We start from the raw sequence: 16,591 nt of genomic DNA on the forward strand, positions 1-16,591 counted from the left end.
CGCAATATTGACCCACGCTTAGAGCAAGGCTAACTGCCATGTTCTAACTGGAGAAAAAATCTAAAATGACAAACCCTGTTCTATCAGCAGATATCCTTACGCCGCTTGCTGAAGCGGCAAAAGCCTGGCCTTTTGAGCAAGCGCGCGCTTTGCTTAAACGTATCCAGAAGCTAGAGGAAAAACAGGGTCGTTCTAAAGATCAGCCGGTTATATTTGAAACAGGCTATGGTCCATCTGGTTTGCCGCATATCGGAACTTTTGGTGAAGTCGTGCGCACCACGATGGTGATGTCTGCGTTTGATCAGCTAACGGCTGGTGCATACACAAGCAAGCTTATCTGTGTGTCAGATGACATGGACGGGATGCGCAAAGTGCCACCGCATTTGCCGCAACAAGACATGCTAGCTCAGCACATGCAGGAGCCGCTAACAGCTATCCCTGATCCGTTTGGCACGCATGACAGCTATGGTGACCACATGAATGCGCGTTTGTGTGCATTCCTTGATAGCTTTGGCTTTGAATATGAATTCCACTCCGCGACGAAATTTTATAAAAACGGTGATTATGACGCCGCGCTTTTACAAGCGGCTGAGAAATTTGATGACATCATGAAAGTGATGTTACCAACACTGGGGGCTGAGCGTCAGGCGACGTATTCACCTTTCTTGCCAATCTCTCCTAAAACAGGGCGCGTGCTTTATGTGCCGATGAAAAATGTTGATGCGCAAAAAGGCGAAATCACATTTGATGATGAAGATGGCACAGAGACAACACTTGTTGTGACTGGCGGAAACGTCAAACTTCAATGGAAGCCGGATTTTGGTATGCGCTGGGCGGCGTTGGGTGTGGACTTTGAAATGTTTGGAAAAGATCACCAAGCCAATGCACCCATTTATTCGCGTATTTGTAAAATCTTGGGCAATGAGCCACCGACACAATATGTCTATGAGCTATTCCTAGATGATAAGGGTGAAAAGATCTCCAAGTCTAAAGGAAATGGGATCACGGTGGAGCAATGGCTGCAATATGCGCCGCAAGAAAGCTTGGCCTTATTCCAATTCCAAAAGCCACGTACAGCCAAGAAATTGCACTTTGATGTGATTCCTAAAGCTGTGGATGAGTATCTGACATTTCTTGGAAAATTCCCTGAGGAAGAGCCTGCGCGTCAGGTGGAAAATCCCGTTTGGCACATTCATTCGGGTAACCCGCCAACAGAAAGCTCACCTATCTCATTTGCCTTGCTTCTAAATCTTGTGTCGGCGGCCAATGCAGACACAAAGGAAGTGTTGTGGGGTTTCATCTCTAAATATGCACCAGATGCGACACCTGAGAACACACCCTTGCTAGATCATCTTGTTGGTTTTGCGATGGAATATTACCAAGACTTCGTGAAGCCGACTAAGACATATCGTGCGCCAACAGACCAAGAGCGTGCTGCGCTTGAAAGCCTTGCCGAAAGCCTTGAAAGCTATGACGGTGAAGAAACAGGAGAGGCGCTTCAATCATTGGTTTTTAGTGTTGGTAAAGAGCATGAATTTGAAAACCTGCGTGACTGGTTTAAGGCTATCTATGAAGTTTTGCTTGGCCAATCTCAAGGCCCGCGTTTTGGTGGATTTGCCGCGCTTTATGGCGTGAAAGAAACAGCAGCACTTGTGCGCAAAGGTCTAGCGGGTGAGTTAGGTTAGTCTTCTTTATGAGCATGGCAGACCGCATTGAAGCGAGGTTGATAGAGTTGGAGCTGTCCCCTCGCGCTGCGTCGCTTCAGGCAGGATTAAATTCTCATTTTCTACAAAAAGTTTTATCGAATACTTCTAAGGGAATAAATACTGATAATCTTATTGCTCTTGCAAAAGTTTTGGGCGTCCATCCCGGTTGGTTGTTGACCGGAGAAGGTTGTGTGGAAAATGAAAGCTGTCAATCAGTTTTGGACATTTGGAGCCGCCTTATTGACGAAGGTGACAGACAAACATGGTTGAATGTTGGTGAAGCTCTAGCGAACAAAAATGTTCAAAGTAGATAAAGGTTTGAGTTTGGATTTGGCTACTGGCTAGCCCACAAAATGCGTGCAATCCATTCTATGTCGCTCGCGGCAAATTCGCGTGGCGGGTAGGCGGGGTTGGCAGATATCAACTCAACGCGGCTAGCTGATAAATGACCAAGGAATTTGGCCAGCACTTCGCCTTCTTTTGTCTTTGCGACCACGCGGTCACCGCGCCGAACATCCATGCCGGGCGCGACGATGATGCGATCACCTTCGCGGAAAACGGGCTCCATTGAATCGCCTGATATTTCCAAGGCATAGACGGTTTCATCGCCCATATCGGGGAAATGGATATCATCCCAGCTCGCGCCTACGGGAAAACCTGCATCATCAAAGAAACCGCCATCACCAGCTTGCGCCAACCCGATTAGCGGGATTGTGCGCCCTTGGCGGCCTTGCGCCATATCTGCAAATTCTTCCCAGCCAGTGCCAACGGCAGCAAGCGCTTTGGATAGACTTTCGGTAGAAGGCCAACGCGGTTTGGAGCCATCTGCACTTGCGCGCTTGGATTTGTTAAATGCCGTGGCATCAAGGCCCGCCGCCCGCGCTAAGGCTGAGACAGATAATCCATGACGCGCCGCCAGCGCATCAATACCATTCCAGATATCGCTATGTCGCATATGTTTTATGTCCTGTCATCGTGAGATAATGGGACTATATACTATATAAAAAGGAAAATAAACCTATACGTTTTTGCTATGTTCTAAAAAAGACTCTGCAAAGTGTATGAAATCTAGTAAAAGTAAGCACCCAAATGATTCGCTCGTCGAAAAGGTCTCATTTGGGTGCATCTAACAATCGCAGGACGATTGAAGGGGAGTATATCGCTTGAATCGGGACTTCCCGTCAATCACCTGCAAATAGCAGGAGACTAAATTGACAGAAGAAACGGTTGTGCATATCGGTGAGAACTCACCTGAACAAGTTGCATTTAAGCTTTTAGAAAAAATTATGAGAAGCGAAAATAAAGGAGTAGGGTTTAACGATTCTGGTCCAAACCGCGCTGATCGTATTTATATCCTGGATACTTATGCAGAGTGCTTAATAGCTGTACGAGGATATAGGCAGACAGACTAACGGAGGACACACCAACTCAAATTTTTTGGGTTAGTGTTAATCTTTGTGAACTTGATCAATCTTGCGTACGTAGGAACCTCTTTTTAAGAGATCTTACTTGAGGTTTTAGGTTCAGTGTCTGAGGTTGATACAAAAGTGGCGTATCAGAATGATATTTTATATCCCTAACTCGGGTTGAGCAAAGACCTAATCCAGCTACTGGCACCTTCGACTAACTGAGTGCCGGCCCAACCATGTTTGGGTTTCATTTTGATGACAAGAATTGTGTCATCTTCATCGAGCAGGCTTTGCACCCATTCGCGTACTTCGCGAGTACTTGCGTGTAGCTCTCCTAACCATGTGCTTTCTAATATGCGGCCCACATTTTGTTCGTCAAATGCTTCATACAATGCATCATAATTTCGGTCGTTGTGCAGATCATAGGAAATAAGAAAAACGGCCATTTAAAAATCCTTATGGATGGAAGGGTTTCGATCTATAAACCAAGCTTACGACTGAGTGCAATTGCTTGATATAAGTAGTTGTGAGGGGCTTGGTTTTGAGCCCCCTTCAAATCTATTCAAAATTGTGTTAACCTAAGGGCATACAAAATAGAATGATGAGCTTCATTGGCTTGGTCGGAGACTGACGGCACTTATTGCCAGTGCCCACCTGCTAAGGTGAGAAGTAGGGCTTGCTTACAAGCCATATCCGGCGGATTTTTAAAGCCAATATGCACCCCGCCAGAGGGTTTTGCCAGATCGATTGGCGAGGGACCTGACGGGGTGTTTCTTTGTCTATAGATCAAACTCTTTCGCATTCAGGCGTTTCGCTAATCCATTACAACGAATGGCAGTTGGTTTATCCGTGCGCACTAATTCCATGGCTATTTTATAACTTTCGGCATCAATCTGCTTTTTAGCTTCTTTGTTTTGGGTCGCATTCAAGTTGAGTTTCATTATGCTAGCCAGTTTCAGCATGTTGCGCTTGGTGTATGCATCATGAGCTGTTTTGATTGTTTCATAATCTTGTTTGCGTTGCATATTTTGCATGCATAACATGCTGGCTGTCGTGGTGCCGGATGCTAGCTGAATTTTCTCTAGATTTTTATCAGAGAAGGCTGTGCCGTTTGTTGTGGCTTCAGGTGAAAGTGCCTGAGGGGGAGTTTCATTCTTACATGCAATCAGAGCGAAGCTGGATATGCCAAAATATAGAGCAAGTATTGAGTGTTTCATGGATTAAGCCCCAGTTTCGTTATTCCATTAGTAGTTTGGGGCGTTTCTTTTAATAAATCGCTTCAAATAATAGTTTTGCACCTAGCAGGCACATCATTACATAAATAATCAGGTAGAATTTTTCGGTTTCTATCCGCTTTACAATTGCGACCCCGATGAATGTGGAGATGATGGCGAGAGGCAATAAAATTGCGGATGTTTTCAGGTTCTGTGTTGTCATCTGCCCAAGCGCAAGGAATGCTGGGACTTTGATCCAATTAACATATCCAAACGCGATTGATTTGGTGCCCACAAGAACATCACGCTGAAGTTTTTGCGGTAAAATCCACATATAGAAGGGCGGTCCACCTGCGTGGGCTATCTGGCTGGTAAATCCTGTTATAGTTCCAAAAAGCAAACCTGAGCTTAGTTTAGAGCTGGCTGCGATTTGAATTTTGCCCTTGAATTTTTTCCAGAGATTATGAAGTCCGAAAAATAACGAAATTGCACCCACTGCACCCATAATGGCATCGCGTGAGAGCATGTCCGCATAAAGATATCCAATATAGACACCCAATGTCATGCTGGGGAGCATTATGAAGACAATGCGCTTATCGACGGTTTTACGATAGGACCATATGCCGACAGCATCCTGACAGATTAGAATAGGGAGTAAAATGGCTGCGCCCGCAATAGGATCTCCGCCCAATGCCATTATTGGCATGGCGATCGCGCCTATGCCAGCAAATCCACCTTTAGATAATCCGGTAAAGAATACAGCGATAGCAGCGCAAATATAGAAGAGAATGTCGGGGGTCATTCAGACGCGGTATCGCTTAGTTTGAAATATGTCAAAATCTATCTGGCCAAACTGAACTATTCGCGGTCAGGGCGTATTTCTAGTGCATCTATAAGATAAGGTGCTGCAAATTCAGCAAAATAAACCGCTTGTGTTGGATCGTTGCGAACACCGGCATAAGTATCGGCAAAAGCAAGGACGGTGTCTTTGCTGTGTGTGGGGGGGCCGAAAGTATCTATAAATGCAGCTTCCAGAGCTGGAATTTCATTTGGCTCAACATTGATGACCGTGACTGCAAGTGCGTCATTCACGAAGAGGAATTCAGCAAGGCGGGGTTGTCCGAAATATTTGAATCCGTAGCAATTTAGCTGAAATTGAGATGTGACATCTGGGCTATCAATCATGTCGAAAGGAATAACTTCGGTGGCGTCACATTTGCCTTTGAGGTCATTTTCCATTGACCCCATGCGGCTAGCAAATTCGATAACGGTTGGTTTCTTAACCGACATTGGATCGCGGGGAAGATTACAGGCCGATAAAAAGGGAGCAGCGAGCAAACCAATTGCAGCGATGTGAAGGCGTTTTGAATTTAGCATTCGAACATTCCTTTTGCTGGTAACTCAGATAGGAAGCTTCAATTATGCCAGTATCACTCAATGATTTCGTTAAACCAAGTCTTTGATACAATTGTTTCTATTAAGCTTAATCTCGGTCAGGTAATTTATTGACGCGATCAATGACAAATGGGGCTGCCGTTTGGCTATAATATAGCGCTTCAGGCGTATCGTTGCGAACAGCCGCAAAATTATGGGCATACGCTAATATTGTATCTTTTGAAGAGGTTGGCTCGCCAAAAAGACTTGAGAAAGCCAATTCCAGCGCCGGAATTTCTTCTGCTTCTACCAAAATCCATGTGAGCATAAGAGCATTATTTACAAACACAAATTCAGCCTTGCGTGGCGCGCCAAAATAACCAAATCCTTCGCAATCAATTTGAGTTTGGCTGTTCACATCAGGGATACGTGGTGGATCAATTTCCCGAATCTCCAATGATGAGCACTTGTTTTTAAGGGCGGATTCCATGTCTGCCACGGAAGATTCAAATGCGATGACGTCCGGCTTCTGTACACTCATTGTGATGGTGTCGTTTGTTTCAGCAAATGTGCAAGCGGACAAAGCTGTAATGGCGACGGTTCCTGCCAAGCAAGACCGAATCAGATTTGGGGTCAACATTTGAAAGATTCCTAATTGGTAAAACTCTCTCCTGACACCATAAAAATATCAGGAGAGAGCTGTTAGTCGTTTGTTTTACCAGATTTTTATGCGTTTCTCTGGTGGTAAATAGAGAGCGTGATCTTCGGTGATCCCAAATGCTTCATACCAAGCGTCTAGGTTACGCACGGGGCCGTTTACACGGTAATATGGAGGGGAGTGAGGGTCAGTGATGAGTTGCTGGCGTGTCGCTTCATCACGGTATTTAGACCGCCAAACTTGTGCCCAAGACATGAAGAAACGTTGATCGCCAGTTAGGCCATCAATGACTTTGTCTTCTTCGCCATTCAAGGACAATTTGTAGGCTTTATACGCCAAAGACAAACCGCCAAGGTCCCCGATGTTTTCACCAAGAGTGAGTTGGCCGTTTACACATGTTTCACCATCGTCTAGCGGGCAAAAATCATTGTATTGAGCAACTAATGCTTTGGTAAGTAAGCGGAAACTTTTGAGGTCATCTTCTGTCCACCAATTGGATAAAGATCCGTCAGCACTGAATTTTGATCCTTGGTCATCAAAACCATGCCCGATTTCGTGACCGATCACACCGCCGATGGCACCATAATTTACGGCCGGGTCGGCTGATATGTTGAAAAATGGTGGTTGCAGAATTGCTGCTGGGAACACGATCTCATTAAAGAGTGGGTTATAATAAGCGTTGATTGTTTGGGGTGTCATGAACCATTCATCACGGTCCATTTCAGTGCCTAGTTGCGAAATATTGTCTTTCCACTGCCAGTCTGATGCTGCGATTTTGTTGTCCAAGGCATGGTCTGTTACAATAAGAGTGTCGAATGTTTCAAACTCTTTTGGGTATCCAATTTTCGGGTTGAATGTGTCGAGCTTTTCTTTGGCTTTGACTTTTGTGTCATCGCCCATCCACTCAAGCTCTTTGAGGTTTTCCGCCATTGCAAGGCGTAGGTTTGCGACGAGTGCATCCATTGCCACTTTATTTTCTTCAGGGAAGTGACGGGCAACATACTCTTTCCCGATGGCTTCACCTAGAATATTTTCTGTGGCACCAACAGCACGTTTCCAGCGTGCGCGTTGTTCTGGCTGGCCACGCAAAGTTTTGCCGTAAAAATCAAAGTTTGCGTCATCAATGTTTGATGGAAGTACACTGGCGTGATCTGATAAGAAATGCGCTGTAAGATAAGCTTTCCAGACATCCAGTGGTGTGTCTTCTATAACTTGGAAAGCTTCAGGGAAACCGCCGCCCAATTTTGCTGCGTCTTCTGCTGATAAACCAGCTTCATCAAGCTCTTCTTGAGTTGGCGGGATTTCGCCTACGATAAGTTCTGTTTGTCCTGCTAGACCGATTCCATCGAGGAAAGTGGCAACAGGAAATTGCGTGGCCATAGCTTCTAAAGTTTCAACAGAGATTTTGTTGTAGGTGATTTCAGGATTACGTGAGATCGCACGATCCCAGTGTGCTGCAGCGATTTTCGTTTCAAGGTCCATCACTTGTGTTGCGGCTTCCGATGGAGAATCAAAGCCCGCTTCTGTGAGAAGGAATGTCAGGAATTCCACATATTTGGAACGCTGTTCGACAGATTTCTCATCGCTTTTGAAGTAATAGTCGCGGTCAGGCAGGCCAAGTCCAGAAAGTCCAGCTTGGAAAATGTAAACATCTGTTTCTTTTGGATCCGCAAAGACATATCCACCAAAAGGAGACGCAAAACCTGCGGACGCGAAGATGTTTGCAAGGTCGTCTAGGTTGTTTAACGAACTAATGCGATCAAGATAAGGCTGGGCAGGTGTGAGGCCGGCTGCATTGATTGCATCTGTGTCGGAGAAGGCTTTGTAGAACATGCCAATCTTGCCGGAAGATGTGCTCAAATCTGGTGTGGATTTGGCAAGGTCTTCAATGATTGTACGAACTTGAATTTCTGATTGGTCAGCAAGTAGGTTGAATGAGCCATAACGTGATTTGTCGGCTGGTATTTCAAACGTGTCATACCATTTCCCGTTCACGTGACGGAAAAAGTCATCACCAGCAGCAGCGCTTTCATCCATTGCGCTCAGGTCTAGACCAAATGCGCCAAAGTCTGGTGTTTGGGGTGTGACTGCAGTTTTGGTCTCTTCAACAACTTCCGTGACTTCAGTGACGGCTTGTTCTGCAGCGTTAGTGTCTTCGATGGCCGGCTCAACGCTTGCGCACGCCGCCGCTAAAGAAAGAGCTAGCACTGATGTTGCTAGTTTTAAGTGTTTTAGCATGTGGTTCTCCTAAGATATGCGCAAGAGCTAATACGCACTACTCTGAAAAGTAAACAAACGCACAAAATTATTCTGTACGTTTGTTAAGAATACGACTTATTCAGCCGGGACTGCTAAGCCCTCTGCATCTGCATCACCAGAAATGTCGAGTGTCTCTTCATCAAATGTGTGGCCAATCGGTTGATATTTCTTGCCTTTAAAGATTCGCGCAGAGATACGGCCGATTTCGACACCAATTGCATACAAGGATGGCACAAGAAGTAGGCTGAGGAAGAGAGCGAAGATCACAGCGCACCCAAGCGAGACAACCATTGGCTTTAGGAATTGTGCCTGCATGGAGCGATCCATTATCATCGGCAAAATACCGATGAATGTTGTGATGGACGTTAACAAGATGGGACGGAAACGGGACACACCTGATTCTACTATCGCCTGAAATGCGCCCACTCCGTGCTCTCTCCGTTTATTGAGGTAGTCAATCAGCACGAGGTTATCATTGATGACGACACCGGCTGCTGCCGCGATCCCAAAGATGGAGAACATCGCCATGGGTACACCCAAAAGGGCATGCCCAAATACAGCACCCGCAAATCCAAATGGAATAGCTGACATGATGAGGAGCGGTTGTGAGTAGGATTTGAAAGCAATCGCTAGCAAACAATACATCATAAAGAACGCACCAAGCTGAAGACCAATGATTTCTTGGAAGAACTCAGCTTCACGTTCTGCTGAACCAAGTGCTCCAGACGTCAGGCCAGGATATTTTTCTTGCAAACTTGGCATGAAGTCCTTGTTGACGGCTTGAATGATTTCGCGCTGCGCTTCTCCAGCAACTTCGGCAAATACGGACACTGAACGCTGGCGTTCACGGCGTAAAATGCGGTTTATTCCTGGTGCAAACTCGATTTCGGCAACTTCCATAAGTGGAATTTCGCGGCCATCGGCTGTGCGAATACGGAATTGATCCAAACTATCAAGGGAACGGCGTGCCTCTTGAGGGAGTTTCACCATTACGCGAACATCATCACCGTCACGGGGTAGACGTTGGGCTTCAATCCCGTAATAAGCCTGACGTACCTGACTAGAGACGTCACGTAATGTTAGTCCAAGACTTTCAGCACCCGGTTTCATCGTTAGACGAATTTCTTGAGCAGCGGCTGAAAAATTGTCTCCTACATTATAAGCTTGGGCATAAGTTCCCAAATGGGTGCGTAATTCATCGGCAGCTTTACGAAGAACGTCTAAGTCGGGGTGGTTCAGAGCAAAACGTAGCCGTGGGTCATTATCATTGAATGAGAATGCAAACTGGGCATCTTCAGCGTCCGGAATATCCCCAGTAAGATCACGAAGTTCTTCTGCTAGTGCTTTGGTTGAAACAGTACGTGGCCTAATCTCGGGAGCGGCAAGCCCGATCCAAGACATGACTTCACCTTCTGAAGCAACAATAGATGCATCACGGACGATATCGAAATCGAGTTCACTCCATTTTTCGTTTTGGCTGTCTTTCAACGCCTGAATACCTGCATTTAGCTGTGCGCGAACCTGATCGACACGGCTGAATGGCGTGCCATCGGGCATTTCGATCTGTACGAATATGAAATCACCTTCTGTTTCAGGATCGAATTTGAAGGGGACATATCCGTGCTGAACAAGACCAAGTGCAAACATGAATAAAGCAATGAAAGCAGCTGCTGTTGCATAGCGCATTTTAATCGCAAATTTCAAAATCGGCATGTAAATTGTGCGGGCGACCCAAAGCAGGCTGTCAGCAATAATACGTTGGAAGCGTGTGAATTTTGCCCCTATTCTGGATTTAAGGGATTCGCCACCTTCGGTTTTTTGTTTCTTCAAATGTGCAAGATGAGCGGGCAGAATGAGGAAAGCTTCAACCAATGAGAATGTTAGGGCGGCAATCACCGTTAAGGTGAAGTTTTGTGTAAATTGACGCGCTCCGCCAGAAATCATAGCCCAAGGCGCGAAAGCAATCATTGTTGTGATAACACCAAACAGTACAGGCTTGGCGACCGCTTTTGCACCATGTATGGCCGCTTCAACACCTTCTCGGCGTCCGCTTTCTACTTCGGTGTGAATGCTTTCACCAATTACAATTGCATCATCGACGACAACTCCAATCACCAGCAAACAGGCAAAGAGTGATAGAATGTTGAGAGATACGCCCATCATGGGGAGTAGGAAGAAGCCACCGGCAAACGCCGTCATAATTCCAGCCGCAACCCAAAACGCCACGATAGGACGCAAGAACAGCAATAGGACAATAAGAACAAGTATTGTTCCAGTAATGGCAGAGTTGGTTATGATTGATATCAACTTGCTCATAAAGTCATGGTCTGACCATAACAAATTTAGAGTGATTGATTCTGGGAGAGTTTCGTTTTTCTCTTCCATGTACTGCTTCAGCGCTTTTGAATACTGAGGCAAGTTCATTTTTTCTGTTTGACGCATCATAATGAAAGCAGCTTTTTTGCCTTCAAAAGATGTTTGTAAGTCAGCATCGACAAAACCATCAATAACGCGTGCTACATCTCCTACACGGATAACGCCGCCATTTGCAGTTTGTTTGACAATAAGATTGTTAAACTGGTCTGCAGTATCAGCGAGGTTACGTGTCTGGATAGATACATTGCCCGTGTCAGTGCGGACTTGGCCGCCGCTTCCATTGATGGAACTGCTTTGTACAGCGGACGCAATATCACTAAAAGTGAGTCCGTACTGACGCATAGCCGATTCCGAGACTTCAATCGTGACTTCTTCTGATAAAGTACCTTGAACTCTTGCCAATTCACCACCGGGAATACGTGCAATCTCATCACGGATTTCATCTGTAATATGCTTGAGTTCGCGTGTGCCGATATCACCAGCGACAACCAGACCGAAATATTCGTTATTTTGTTTCCACTGCTGTACCTGAGGTCTGTATGCAGAAGGGGGGAGGTTGTTGATGGAATCTACACGTAGCTTGATTTCATCAAGGAATTTTTGTGTATCCACCGAATTTAGTGCTGCGATGTTGACTGTTCCACCGTCTTCATAGGCAATGGATGTGATGCGATCGATACCGTCGACATCTGATACAGCTTCTTCAAGGCGCAAAACAAGCTGCTCCTCAGCATCCTGAGGGGAAGCGCCAGGCCAAGCAATCGTTACAGATACACCTGCAAATTCACCGCCGGGAAACACTTCTTGTTCAAGGCGTGAGAAACCAAATAGCCCGCCGACAATACAACAAATCATCAGCAAATTGGCGGCAACTGAGTTGCGTGCCCAAAAGGATATTATGTCACCCATTAGTTTGCTCCAACGTTAGAATCTTTAGTATCGGCGGCAAGTGCAAGCGTCTCTTCCGTTTCTGATGGAGCTTGAGATGTTGCGTCGGCATTGAATGTACGCACACGCATGCCTGTCATCGCAGCTTGTACCGGTGAAATAATAACACGTTCGCCGTCGCTTAAACCTGCTTCAATATACACAAACTCTTTCGTTGAGCGGAGCACATCCACTGTCCGTATTTCGAGTGTTTGAACGATTTGAGTTTTTGCGTCTGGTTCTTTTTTTGCAGCACCGTTTTTCGCTTTTTCAGCATCTTGTTTTTTGTTTTCTTGAGCAATTTTTTCGTATTTTGCGTTGATGTCCGCTATTTTCTTGTCGATTGCATCAGCAGGAATATCATATCCCAGCTCTGTTTTTGTGCGCTCTACAGATTTGCGTGCCTCAGCAATTTCATGTTGTTTTTCATTTTCCAGACGGGTTTCGCGGTCTTCTATCTCTTCTTCAGTTTCCTGAATGACATAGACAGTGTCTAATCCACGTAGTGCGGCCCGTGGTGCACGGATAACATCAGTGAGGACACGCCCTTCGATGTTAGCTGAAACGAACAGGCCGGGGGCTAAAGGCGTGTCTCCATCTGCACCTTCTCCAAATGGATCATTGACTTGAGCAAAGATAGAGACAAGGCGGGTGCGTGAGTCAATTGAAGCACCTGTACGCGTTACATATCCTGCCCAATTGCGTGGCTTTCCGCCAACATCCGCAGTGAAAGATACTTTAGGGCCAAGTGAAGATTTAGAAGCATTGAATGCGATTGGGAGACCAAGGTCACCCATTTCGTCATTTGGAATGGCTAGCTCAACCTCCACTGCATCTTTCGCAAATACGACACCGACTGGCGTTCCTGGAGATACAAATTGTCCCAACTCAACATTTTTCTGTTCAACAAGCCCATCAAATGGCGCGCGCACTTCAGTACGTTGAAGTTGGAGATCAGCATCTTCAGCCTGTGCTTCAGCGGCAGCTAGGGCAGCACGTGCTTCGGCAAGTTGTGGTTCACGTAGAGCAAGTGGGCTTGGGTTTTCTATTCCGAGCTCTTTGAGTTCAGTTTTGGCAACTTCCGCCTGCGCCATAACTGTGGCTAAGGCTTGACGCGCGCTGGCTACAGTTGAATCCGCACGGACTGCGGATAAGCGATAGTCTGCATCTTCCAGACGGATCAGCACTTCGCCGCGTTTGACAAAACCACCATTTTCAAGGTTTGGAGACACATATTTTACGCGTCCAGACACTTGCGGTGACAGCTGAACCTGACGTTTGGGTTTGACAACGCCTTGTGCTTCCACGGAAAGAGAAACATTCGCCAGAACGGCTGGTTCGGATAACACAGCCAGACCAATAGGGCCGCGATCTTTAACTTCGGGAGGCGGTTTCATGGCACCAAGGGTGCCTTGAGCGACAACTCCAACACCTAAAAGAGCGACGGGTATGACAACAAATTTGACGATAGTTGTTATTTTCATTGTTTTAGCTTCCTGCAGGGGCGTTGATCACTGGCGCGTCTCCGCCGCCCAACGCAAGGTGATAATTAATACGGTTGATGCCGCGAGATGCGCGCGCAGCGATAAGCTGGCTCTTCGCACTGATGCGGCGGGTTTGGGCATTGATAAGATCAAATATTGAAATCAGGCCCTGTTGATATTGTCGTTCAGCGATGACCTCAGCTGCTTGGGCTTCTTCCATGGCTATTTGCAATGCATATTCTTGTTGTTCTAGTGAAAGATCGGCTGAGCGTGCGCCTTCCACTTCTTGCCATGCAGCAAGCACAACACTCGCATAATTGGCGGCTGCAGCTTCAGCATTTAATCGTGCAGATTTTGCTTGATTAGCTAGTTTCCCACCATTGAAGATTGGGGATGCAATGTTTGCTAGGACGCGACCGGCAAGTTGATCTACGTCAAGTAAATCACCTATTTCAGTGGTTTCTATTGTGCCTGAAGCTGAAAGGCTCAGTGAGGGGCGCATTGCGATTCTGGCCAGATCTGCTCTTAAACCAGCCGCAGCCATACGCGCTTCAGATGCTGCAACATCTGGGCGGCGGGCAAGAAGGTCCATCGGTGAGATGTTTGCATCAGCCATAGGACCTAAAGTTGGTGGTGTTTCTGGCGCATTTATTTCAGCGGCTGGATAACGACCAAGTAAAACTTCTAGTGCACGTGCTGAATCTGATACGTCTAGTTGTGCGCGTGCAATGGAAGATTCTGCGCTGGCTTCAGCGGAGCGAGCTAGTCTTACATCTAATGTCGTTGCGAGACCTGTTCCGACACGGCGTTCGGTTAATTCTCTGGCGCGCTTTCTGGCGGCAAGTTCATCTTCTGCCAAGGTCAATTGAGCGCGTGAATTGGATAGGCTTATCCATGCATTTGCTGTGCGCCCAGCTATAGAGAGGCGTAAATCATCTAGGTCAGCTTGGCTCGCATTGAAATCTTCATCAGAAGCGGAAATCCGTTTGGAAACCTGTCCCCAAAGATCAACTTCCCAGCTTGTTGTAAGGGAAATGGAAGCAGTGTCAGATTCAGTTTGTCCTAAGCCCACGCGTCCTAGAGTCGAGGACGCTGAAAGGTCGGGCAATCTGTCACCGCGAGCTGCGCGTGATGTTGCATATGTTGCGCTAGCTCTAGCGCGGGCTGCCAATAAGCTTGGATTGGCTTGGATGGCTTCCTTAATCAGACCATTCATAACGTCTGAATCAAATTGGGTTGTCCAATCAGATTGTGAGGCTGGAGAAGGAAGTGTTACAGCCCACTCATTTGGAATGGAAGTTGTCGCTAAAGTGTAATCAGTCGCAATATCGCCACCACCTATACTGGCGCAGCCGCTGGCCAAGATTGCAATTGCTGACGCTGAGTAATGTTTCATGCGAATTGTTTTCCGTGTCTTTTAGAAAAGTGCTTGCGCTGGCAGCGCGAGTTTGAGCTATATATCTTTCAATATGTCACGAAAGTCAACAAATAATTATCGAAAAACAATAATTGCATGATTGGCAGACTTTTTTGTGCGTCTGACATTAAAGTGACATTACGTTTAGGATAAAATAGGATTGTCGCTGTAATTTTCGGCTTAATAGAAAGAAAAACTACATAACTTTGTCTTTGATGCATGAATATTGCGTTGGAGCATGTCAGCTTAAGTGTTGAGAGAATAAAAATAGCCGACTTGGCGGTTTTGAGGGAAAGAGAGCTGAAATTTAAGATGCTAATTGAGAGCTTGCGTGCGCAACGTGCGACTTTTATGTGGGTTTGCGGCACGGCTGTTATTGTGCTGGGGAGTTTGTATCTACTGGGTGAAGTACAATTGTTGCCGGCATTAATAGGTATTGGTGCTTTTGTGGCAGTGGTCGTGGGACGAAGTGTGATTACGCACTATCTTGGTCGTGAAGAATTGCCAGATACTCTTAAACATAGCGGTGAATTGACCAATAAAGAATTCCGTTCTGTTCTTGTTAAAGCAATGACTGAGCCGTGTATTTTTGTAAATCCTGAAGGGCGTGTTGAGGTTGCTAATGAAGCAGCGCGTCAGAATTTTAGGTTCCGTGGTGAAATGCCAATCCTGTCTTCTGTCGTGCGCCGGCCTGAAATGTTGGGTGCTGTTGAAGATGCACTTAGTGAAAAAGAACCACAGGATTTTGCCTTTGTTGAACGTGGAGAATATGATCGCACATATGCGTGTGTGGCTGCTCCTGTCAAAACAAATTCTGGGCTTGGTGTACTGATTACAATGGAAGATCTGACAGCTGTTAAGCGTGCGGAATTGGCCCGTGCAGACTTCCTCGCGAATGCAAGCCACGAACTTAGAACACCGCTGACATCTTTGGCTGGATTTATAGAAACCATGCGTGGGCCTGCAAAAGATGACCGCGAAGCATGGGATCATTTCCTTGAAATTATGGAAGGGCAAGCTGAGCGGATGCGTCGCTTGATCAATGACTTGCTATCTCTATCTAGGATTGAGTTGAGTGAGCATAGGCGTCCGTCAACGAATGCGGATCTGGCTGCTGTTGTTAGTGAGGTGGGGGCCGCTTTATTACCTGTTGCTGATGGTCAGCAGGTGAAAATAAACATTACAGGGCAGGCCAATGGAATTGAAGTGATGGGGGTGCGTGATGAACTGGCCCAAGTTGCTCAAAATCTCATAGACAATGCGATTAAATATTCCGAACCTGATGATGTGGTTGAAGTTGAGGTGCTGACAGGGCTGAGCCAAGACGAAGCATTGGAAAAAGCAGGGCGACGTATGGATGGCGCGGCGCAATTTTCTATCACGAATAGTTTGGGTGGCGCGGCGACAAAATATGCCGTTTTACGTGTGCGCGATAATGGTCCGGGGATGGACCGTAAATATTTGCCGCGTCTATCTGAGCGTTTCTATCGCATTGATCCTGGTCGTGGCCTTAAAAAAGGGACAGGTCTTGGGCTAGCTATTGTAAAGCACATTATGAACCGGCATCGCGGCGCATTTCTTGTCGAGAGTGAGCTGGGTGTAGGAACGGCGTTTGGGGTATTGTTTCCGCTTTCGCATGAAGACAAGGAATTGTCTGATTTGGATCAATTGCTGGAAGAGCGTGCCTTTCGTAAAAATGTGCCCAAGGAAGCGACAGGAAGCTAATTCCTTTTGCTGGCATTTAACATATAATCGCTTTGTTCATTA

The 16,591-nt window shown here is 46.4% G+C and carries 14 protein-coding genes; 4 read left to right on the plus strand and 10 right to left on the minus strand.

The genetic code is table 11. From position 1 onward, the window contains the following. The first annotated feature begins 65 nt into the window (after positions 1-65). Complete coding sequence (locus HBAL_RS01625; RefSeq protein WP_012778185.1) at positions 66-1,685, plus strand: lysine--tRNA ligase; 1,620 nt, start codon at positions 66-68, stop codon at positions 1,683-1,685. Positions 1,686-1,693: 8 nt separating this feature from the next. Continuing rightward, positions 1,694-2,020, plus strand: coding sequence for a transcriptional regulator (locus HBAL_RS01630; protein ID WP_012778186.1), 327 nt, complete (start codon positions 1,694-1,696; stop codon positions 2,018-2,020). A 20-nt stretch (positions 2,021-2,040) separates the two neighbouring features. Here HBAL_RS01630 and HBAL_RS01635 read toward each other — a convergent pair whose 3' ends face one another. After that, positions 2,041-2,661 carry a S24 family peptidase gene (locus HBAL_RS01635; RefSeq protein ID WP_012778187.1) on the minus strand — a complete coding sequence of 207 codons (621 nt, stop codon included), beginning with the start codon at positions 2,659-2,661 and terminating at the stop codon, positions 2,041-2,043. A 256-nt stretch (positions 2,662-2,917) separates the two neighbouring features. Here HBAL_RS01635 and HBAL_RS01640 point away from each other — a divergent pair, with 256 nt between their 5' ends. Then, positions 2,918-3,118 (plus strand): hypothetical protein, encoded by a 201-nt coding sequence (locus HBAL_RS01640; protein ID WP_012778188.1) that lies wholly within the window; start codon positions 2,918-2,920, stop codon positions 3,116-3,118. A 164-nt stretch (positions 3,119-3,282) separates the two neighbouring features. Here HBAL_RS01640 and HBAL_RS01645 read toward each other — a convergent pair whose 3' ends face one another. The 9 genes from HBAL_RS01645 to HBAL_RS01685 form a co-directional block, all read right to left on the minus strand. Further along, positions 3,283-3,561, minus strand: coding sequence for a hypothetical protein (locus HBAL_RS01645; protein ID WP_012778189.1), 279 nt, complete (start codon positions 3,559-3,561; stop codon positions 3,283-3,285). Between the two features lie 333 nt (positions 3,562-3,894). Then, on the minus strand, positions 3,895-4,332 hold the full coding sequence (locus HBAL_RS01650) for a hypothetical protein (protein ID WP_012778190.1): 438 nt from the start codon (positions 4,330-4,332) through the stop codon (positions 3,895-3,897). A gap of 49 nt (positions 4,333-4,381) precedes the next feature. Continuing rightward, positions 4,382-5,131, minus strand: a complete 750-nt coding sequence (locus tag HBAL_RS01655) for a sulfite exporter TauE/SafE family protein (RefSeq protein WP_012778191.1) — start codon at positions 5,129-5,131, stop codon at positions 4,382-4,384. A 56-nt stretch (positions 5,132-5,187) separates the two neighbouring features. Continuing rightward, positions 5,188-5,706, minus strand: a complete 519-nt coding sequence (locus HBAL_RS01660; RefSeq protein ID WP_012778192.1) for a hypothetical protein — start codon at positions 5,704-5,706, stop codon at positions 5,188-5,190. A 106-nt stretch (positions 5,707-5,812) separates the two neighbouring features. Then, on the minus strand, positions 5,813-6,343 hold the full coding sequence (locus HBAL_RS01665; protein WP_012778193.1) for a hypothetical protein: 531 nt from the start codon (positions 6,341-6,343) through the stop codon (positions 5,813-5,815). 75 nt (positions 6,344-6,418) lie between these two features. Beyond that, a complete protein-coding gene (locus tag HBAL_RS01670) occupies positions 6,419-8,599 on the minus strand; it encodes a M13 family metallopeptidase (protein ID WP_012778194.1) in 2,181 nt (726 codons plus the stop codon). 96 nt (positions 8,600-8,695) lie between these two features. After that, complete coding sequence (locus HBAL_RS01675; RefSeq protein ID WP_012778195.1) at positions 8,696-11,905, minus strand: efflux RND transporter permease subunit; 3,210 nt, start codon at positions 11,903-11,905, stop codon at positions 8,696-8,698. Next, positions 11,905-13,407 carry an efflux RND transporter periplasmic adaptor subunit gene (locus HBAL_RS01680; protein WP_012778196.1) on the minus strand — a complete coding sequence of 501 codons (1,503 nt, stop codon included), beginning with the start codon at positions 13,405-13,407 and terminating at the stop codon, positions 11,905-11,907. The genes HBAL_RS01675 and HBAL_RS01680 overlap by 1 nt, the downstream gene beginning before the upstream one ends. 4 nt (positions 13,408-13,411) lie before the next feature. Continuing rightward, complete coding sequence (locus HBAL_RS01685) at positions 13,412-14,803, minus strand: efflux transporter outer membrane subunit (RefSeq protein WP_012778197.1); 1,392 nt, start codon at positions 14,801-14,803, stop codon at positions 13,412-13,414. A gap of 240 nt (positions 14,804-15,043) precedes the next feature. Between HBAL_RS01685 and HBAL_RS01690 the strand changes: the two genes are divergently transcribed. After that, positions 15,044-16,549, plus strand: a complete 1,506-nt coding sequence (locus tag HBAL_RS01690) for a sensor histidine kinase (RefSeq protein WP_233356722.1) — start codon at positions 15,044-15,046, stop codon at positions 16,547-16,549. The last annotated feature ends 42 nt before the right edge of the window (positions 16,550-16,591 follow it).

This window comes from Hirschia baltica ATCC 49814 (assembly GCF_000023785.1).
GTDB classification, from domain to species: Bacteria; Pseudomonadota; Alphaproteobacteria; order Caulobacterales; family Hyphomonadaceae; genus Hirschia; species Hirschia baltica.

What these genes read in the sequence shown, in the direction of transcription:
- HBAL_RS01685 (WP_012778197.1), bottom strand. Translation starts at nt 14,803, where the DNA reads ATGAAACATTACTCAGCGTCAGCAATTGCAATCTTGGCCAGCGGCTGC.
- HBAL_RS01665 (WP_012778193.1), bottom strand. Translation starts at nt 6,343, where the DNA reads ATGTTGACCCCAAATCTGATTCGGTCTTGCTTGGCAGGAACCGTCGCC.
- HBAL_RS01680 (WP_012778196.1), bottom strand. Translation starts at nt 13,407, where the DNA reads ATGAAAATAACAACTATCGTCAAATTTGTTGTCATACCCGTCGCTCTT.
- HBAL_RS01655 (WP_012778191.1), bottom strand. Translation starts at nt 5,131, where the DNA reads ATGACCCCCGACATTCTCTTCTATATTTGCGCTGCTATCGCTGTATTC.
- HBAL_RS01630 (WP_012778186.1), top strand. Translation starts at nt 1,694, where the DNA reads ATGAGCATGGCAGACCGCATTGAAGCGAGGTTGATAGAGTTGGAGCTG.
- HBAL_RS01650 (WP_012778190.1), bottom strand. Translation starts at nt 4,332, where the DNA reads ATGAAACACTCAATACTTGCTCTATATTTTGGCATATCCAGCTTCGCT.
- HBAL_RS01670 (WP_012778194.1), bottom strand. Translation starts at nt 8,599, where the DNA reads ATGCTAAAACACTTAAAACTAGCAACATCAGTGCTAGCTCTTTCTTTA.
- HBAL_RS01635 (WP_012778187.1), bottom strand. Translation starts at nt 2,661, where the DNA reads ATGCGACATAGCGATATCTGGAATGGTATTGATGCGCTGGCGGCGCGT.
- HBAL_RS01660 (WP_012778192.1), bottom strand. Translation starts at nt 5,706, where the DNA reads ATGCTAAATTCAAAACGCCTTCACATCGCTGCAATTGGTTTGCTCGCT.
- HBAL_RS01625 (WP_012778185.1), top strand. Translation starts at nt 66, where the DNA reads ATGACAAACCCTGTTCTATCAGCAGATATCCTTACGCCGCTTGCTGAA.
- HBAL_RS01690 (WP_233356722.1), top strand. Translation starts at nt 15,044, where the DNA reads ATGAATATTGCGTTGGAGCATGTCAGCTTAAGTGTTGAGAGAATAAAA.
- HBAL_RS01675 (WP_012778195.1), bottom strand. Translation starts at nt 11,905, where the DNA reads ATGGGTGACATAATATCCTTTTGGGCACGCAACTCAGTTGCCGCCAAT.
- HBAL_RS01645 (WP_012778189.1), bottom strand. Translation starts at nt 3,561, where the DNA reads ATGGCCGTTTTTCTTATTTCCTATGATCTGCACAACGACCGAAATTAT.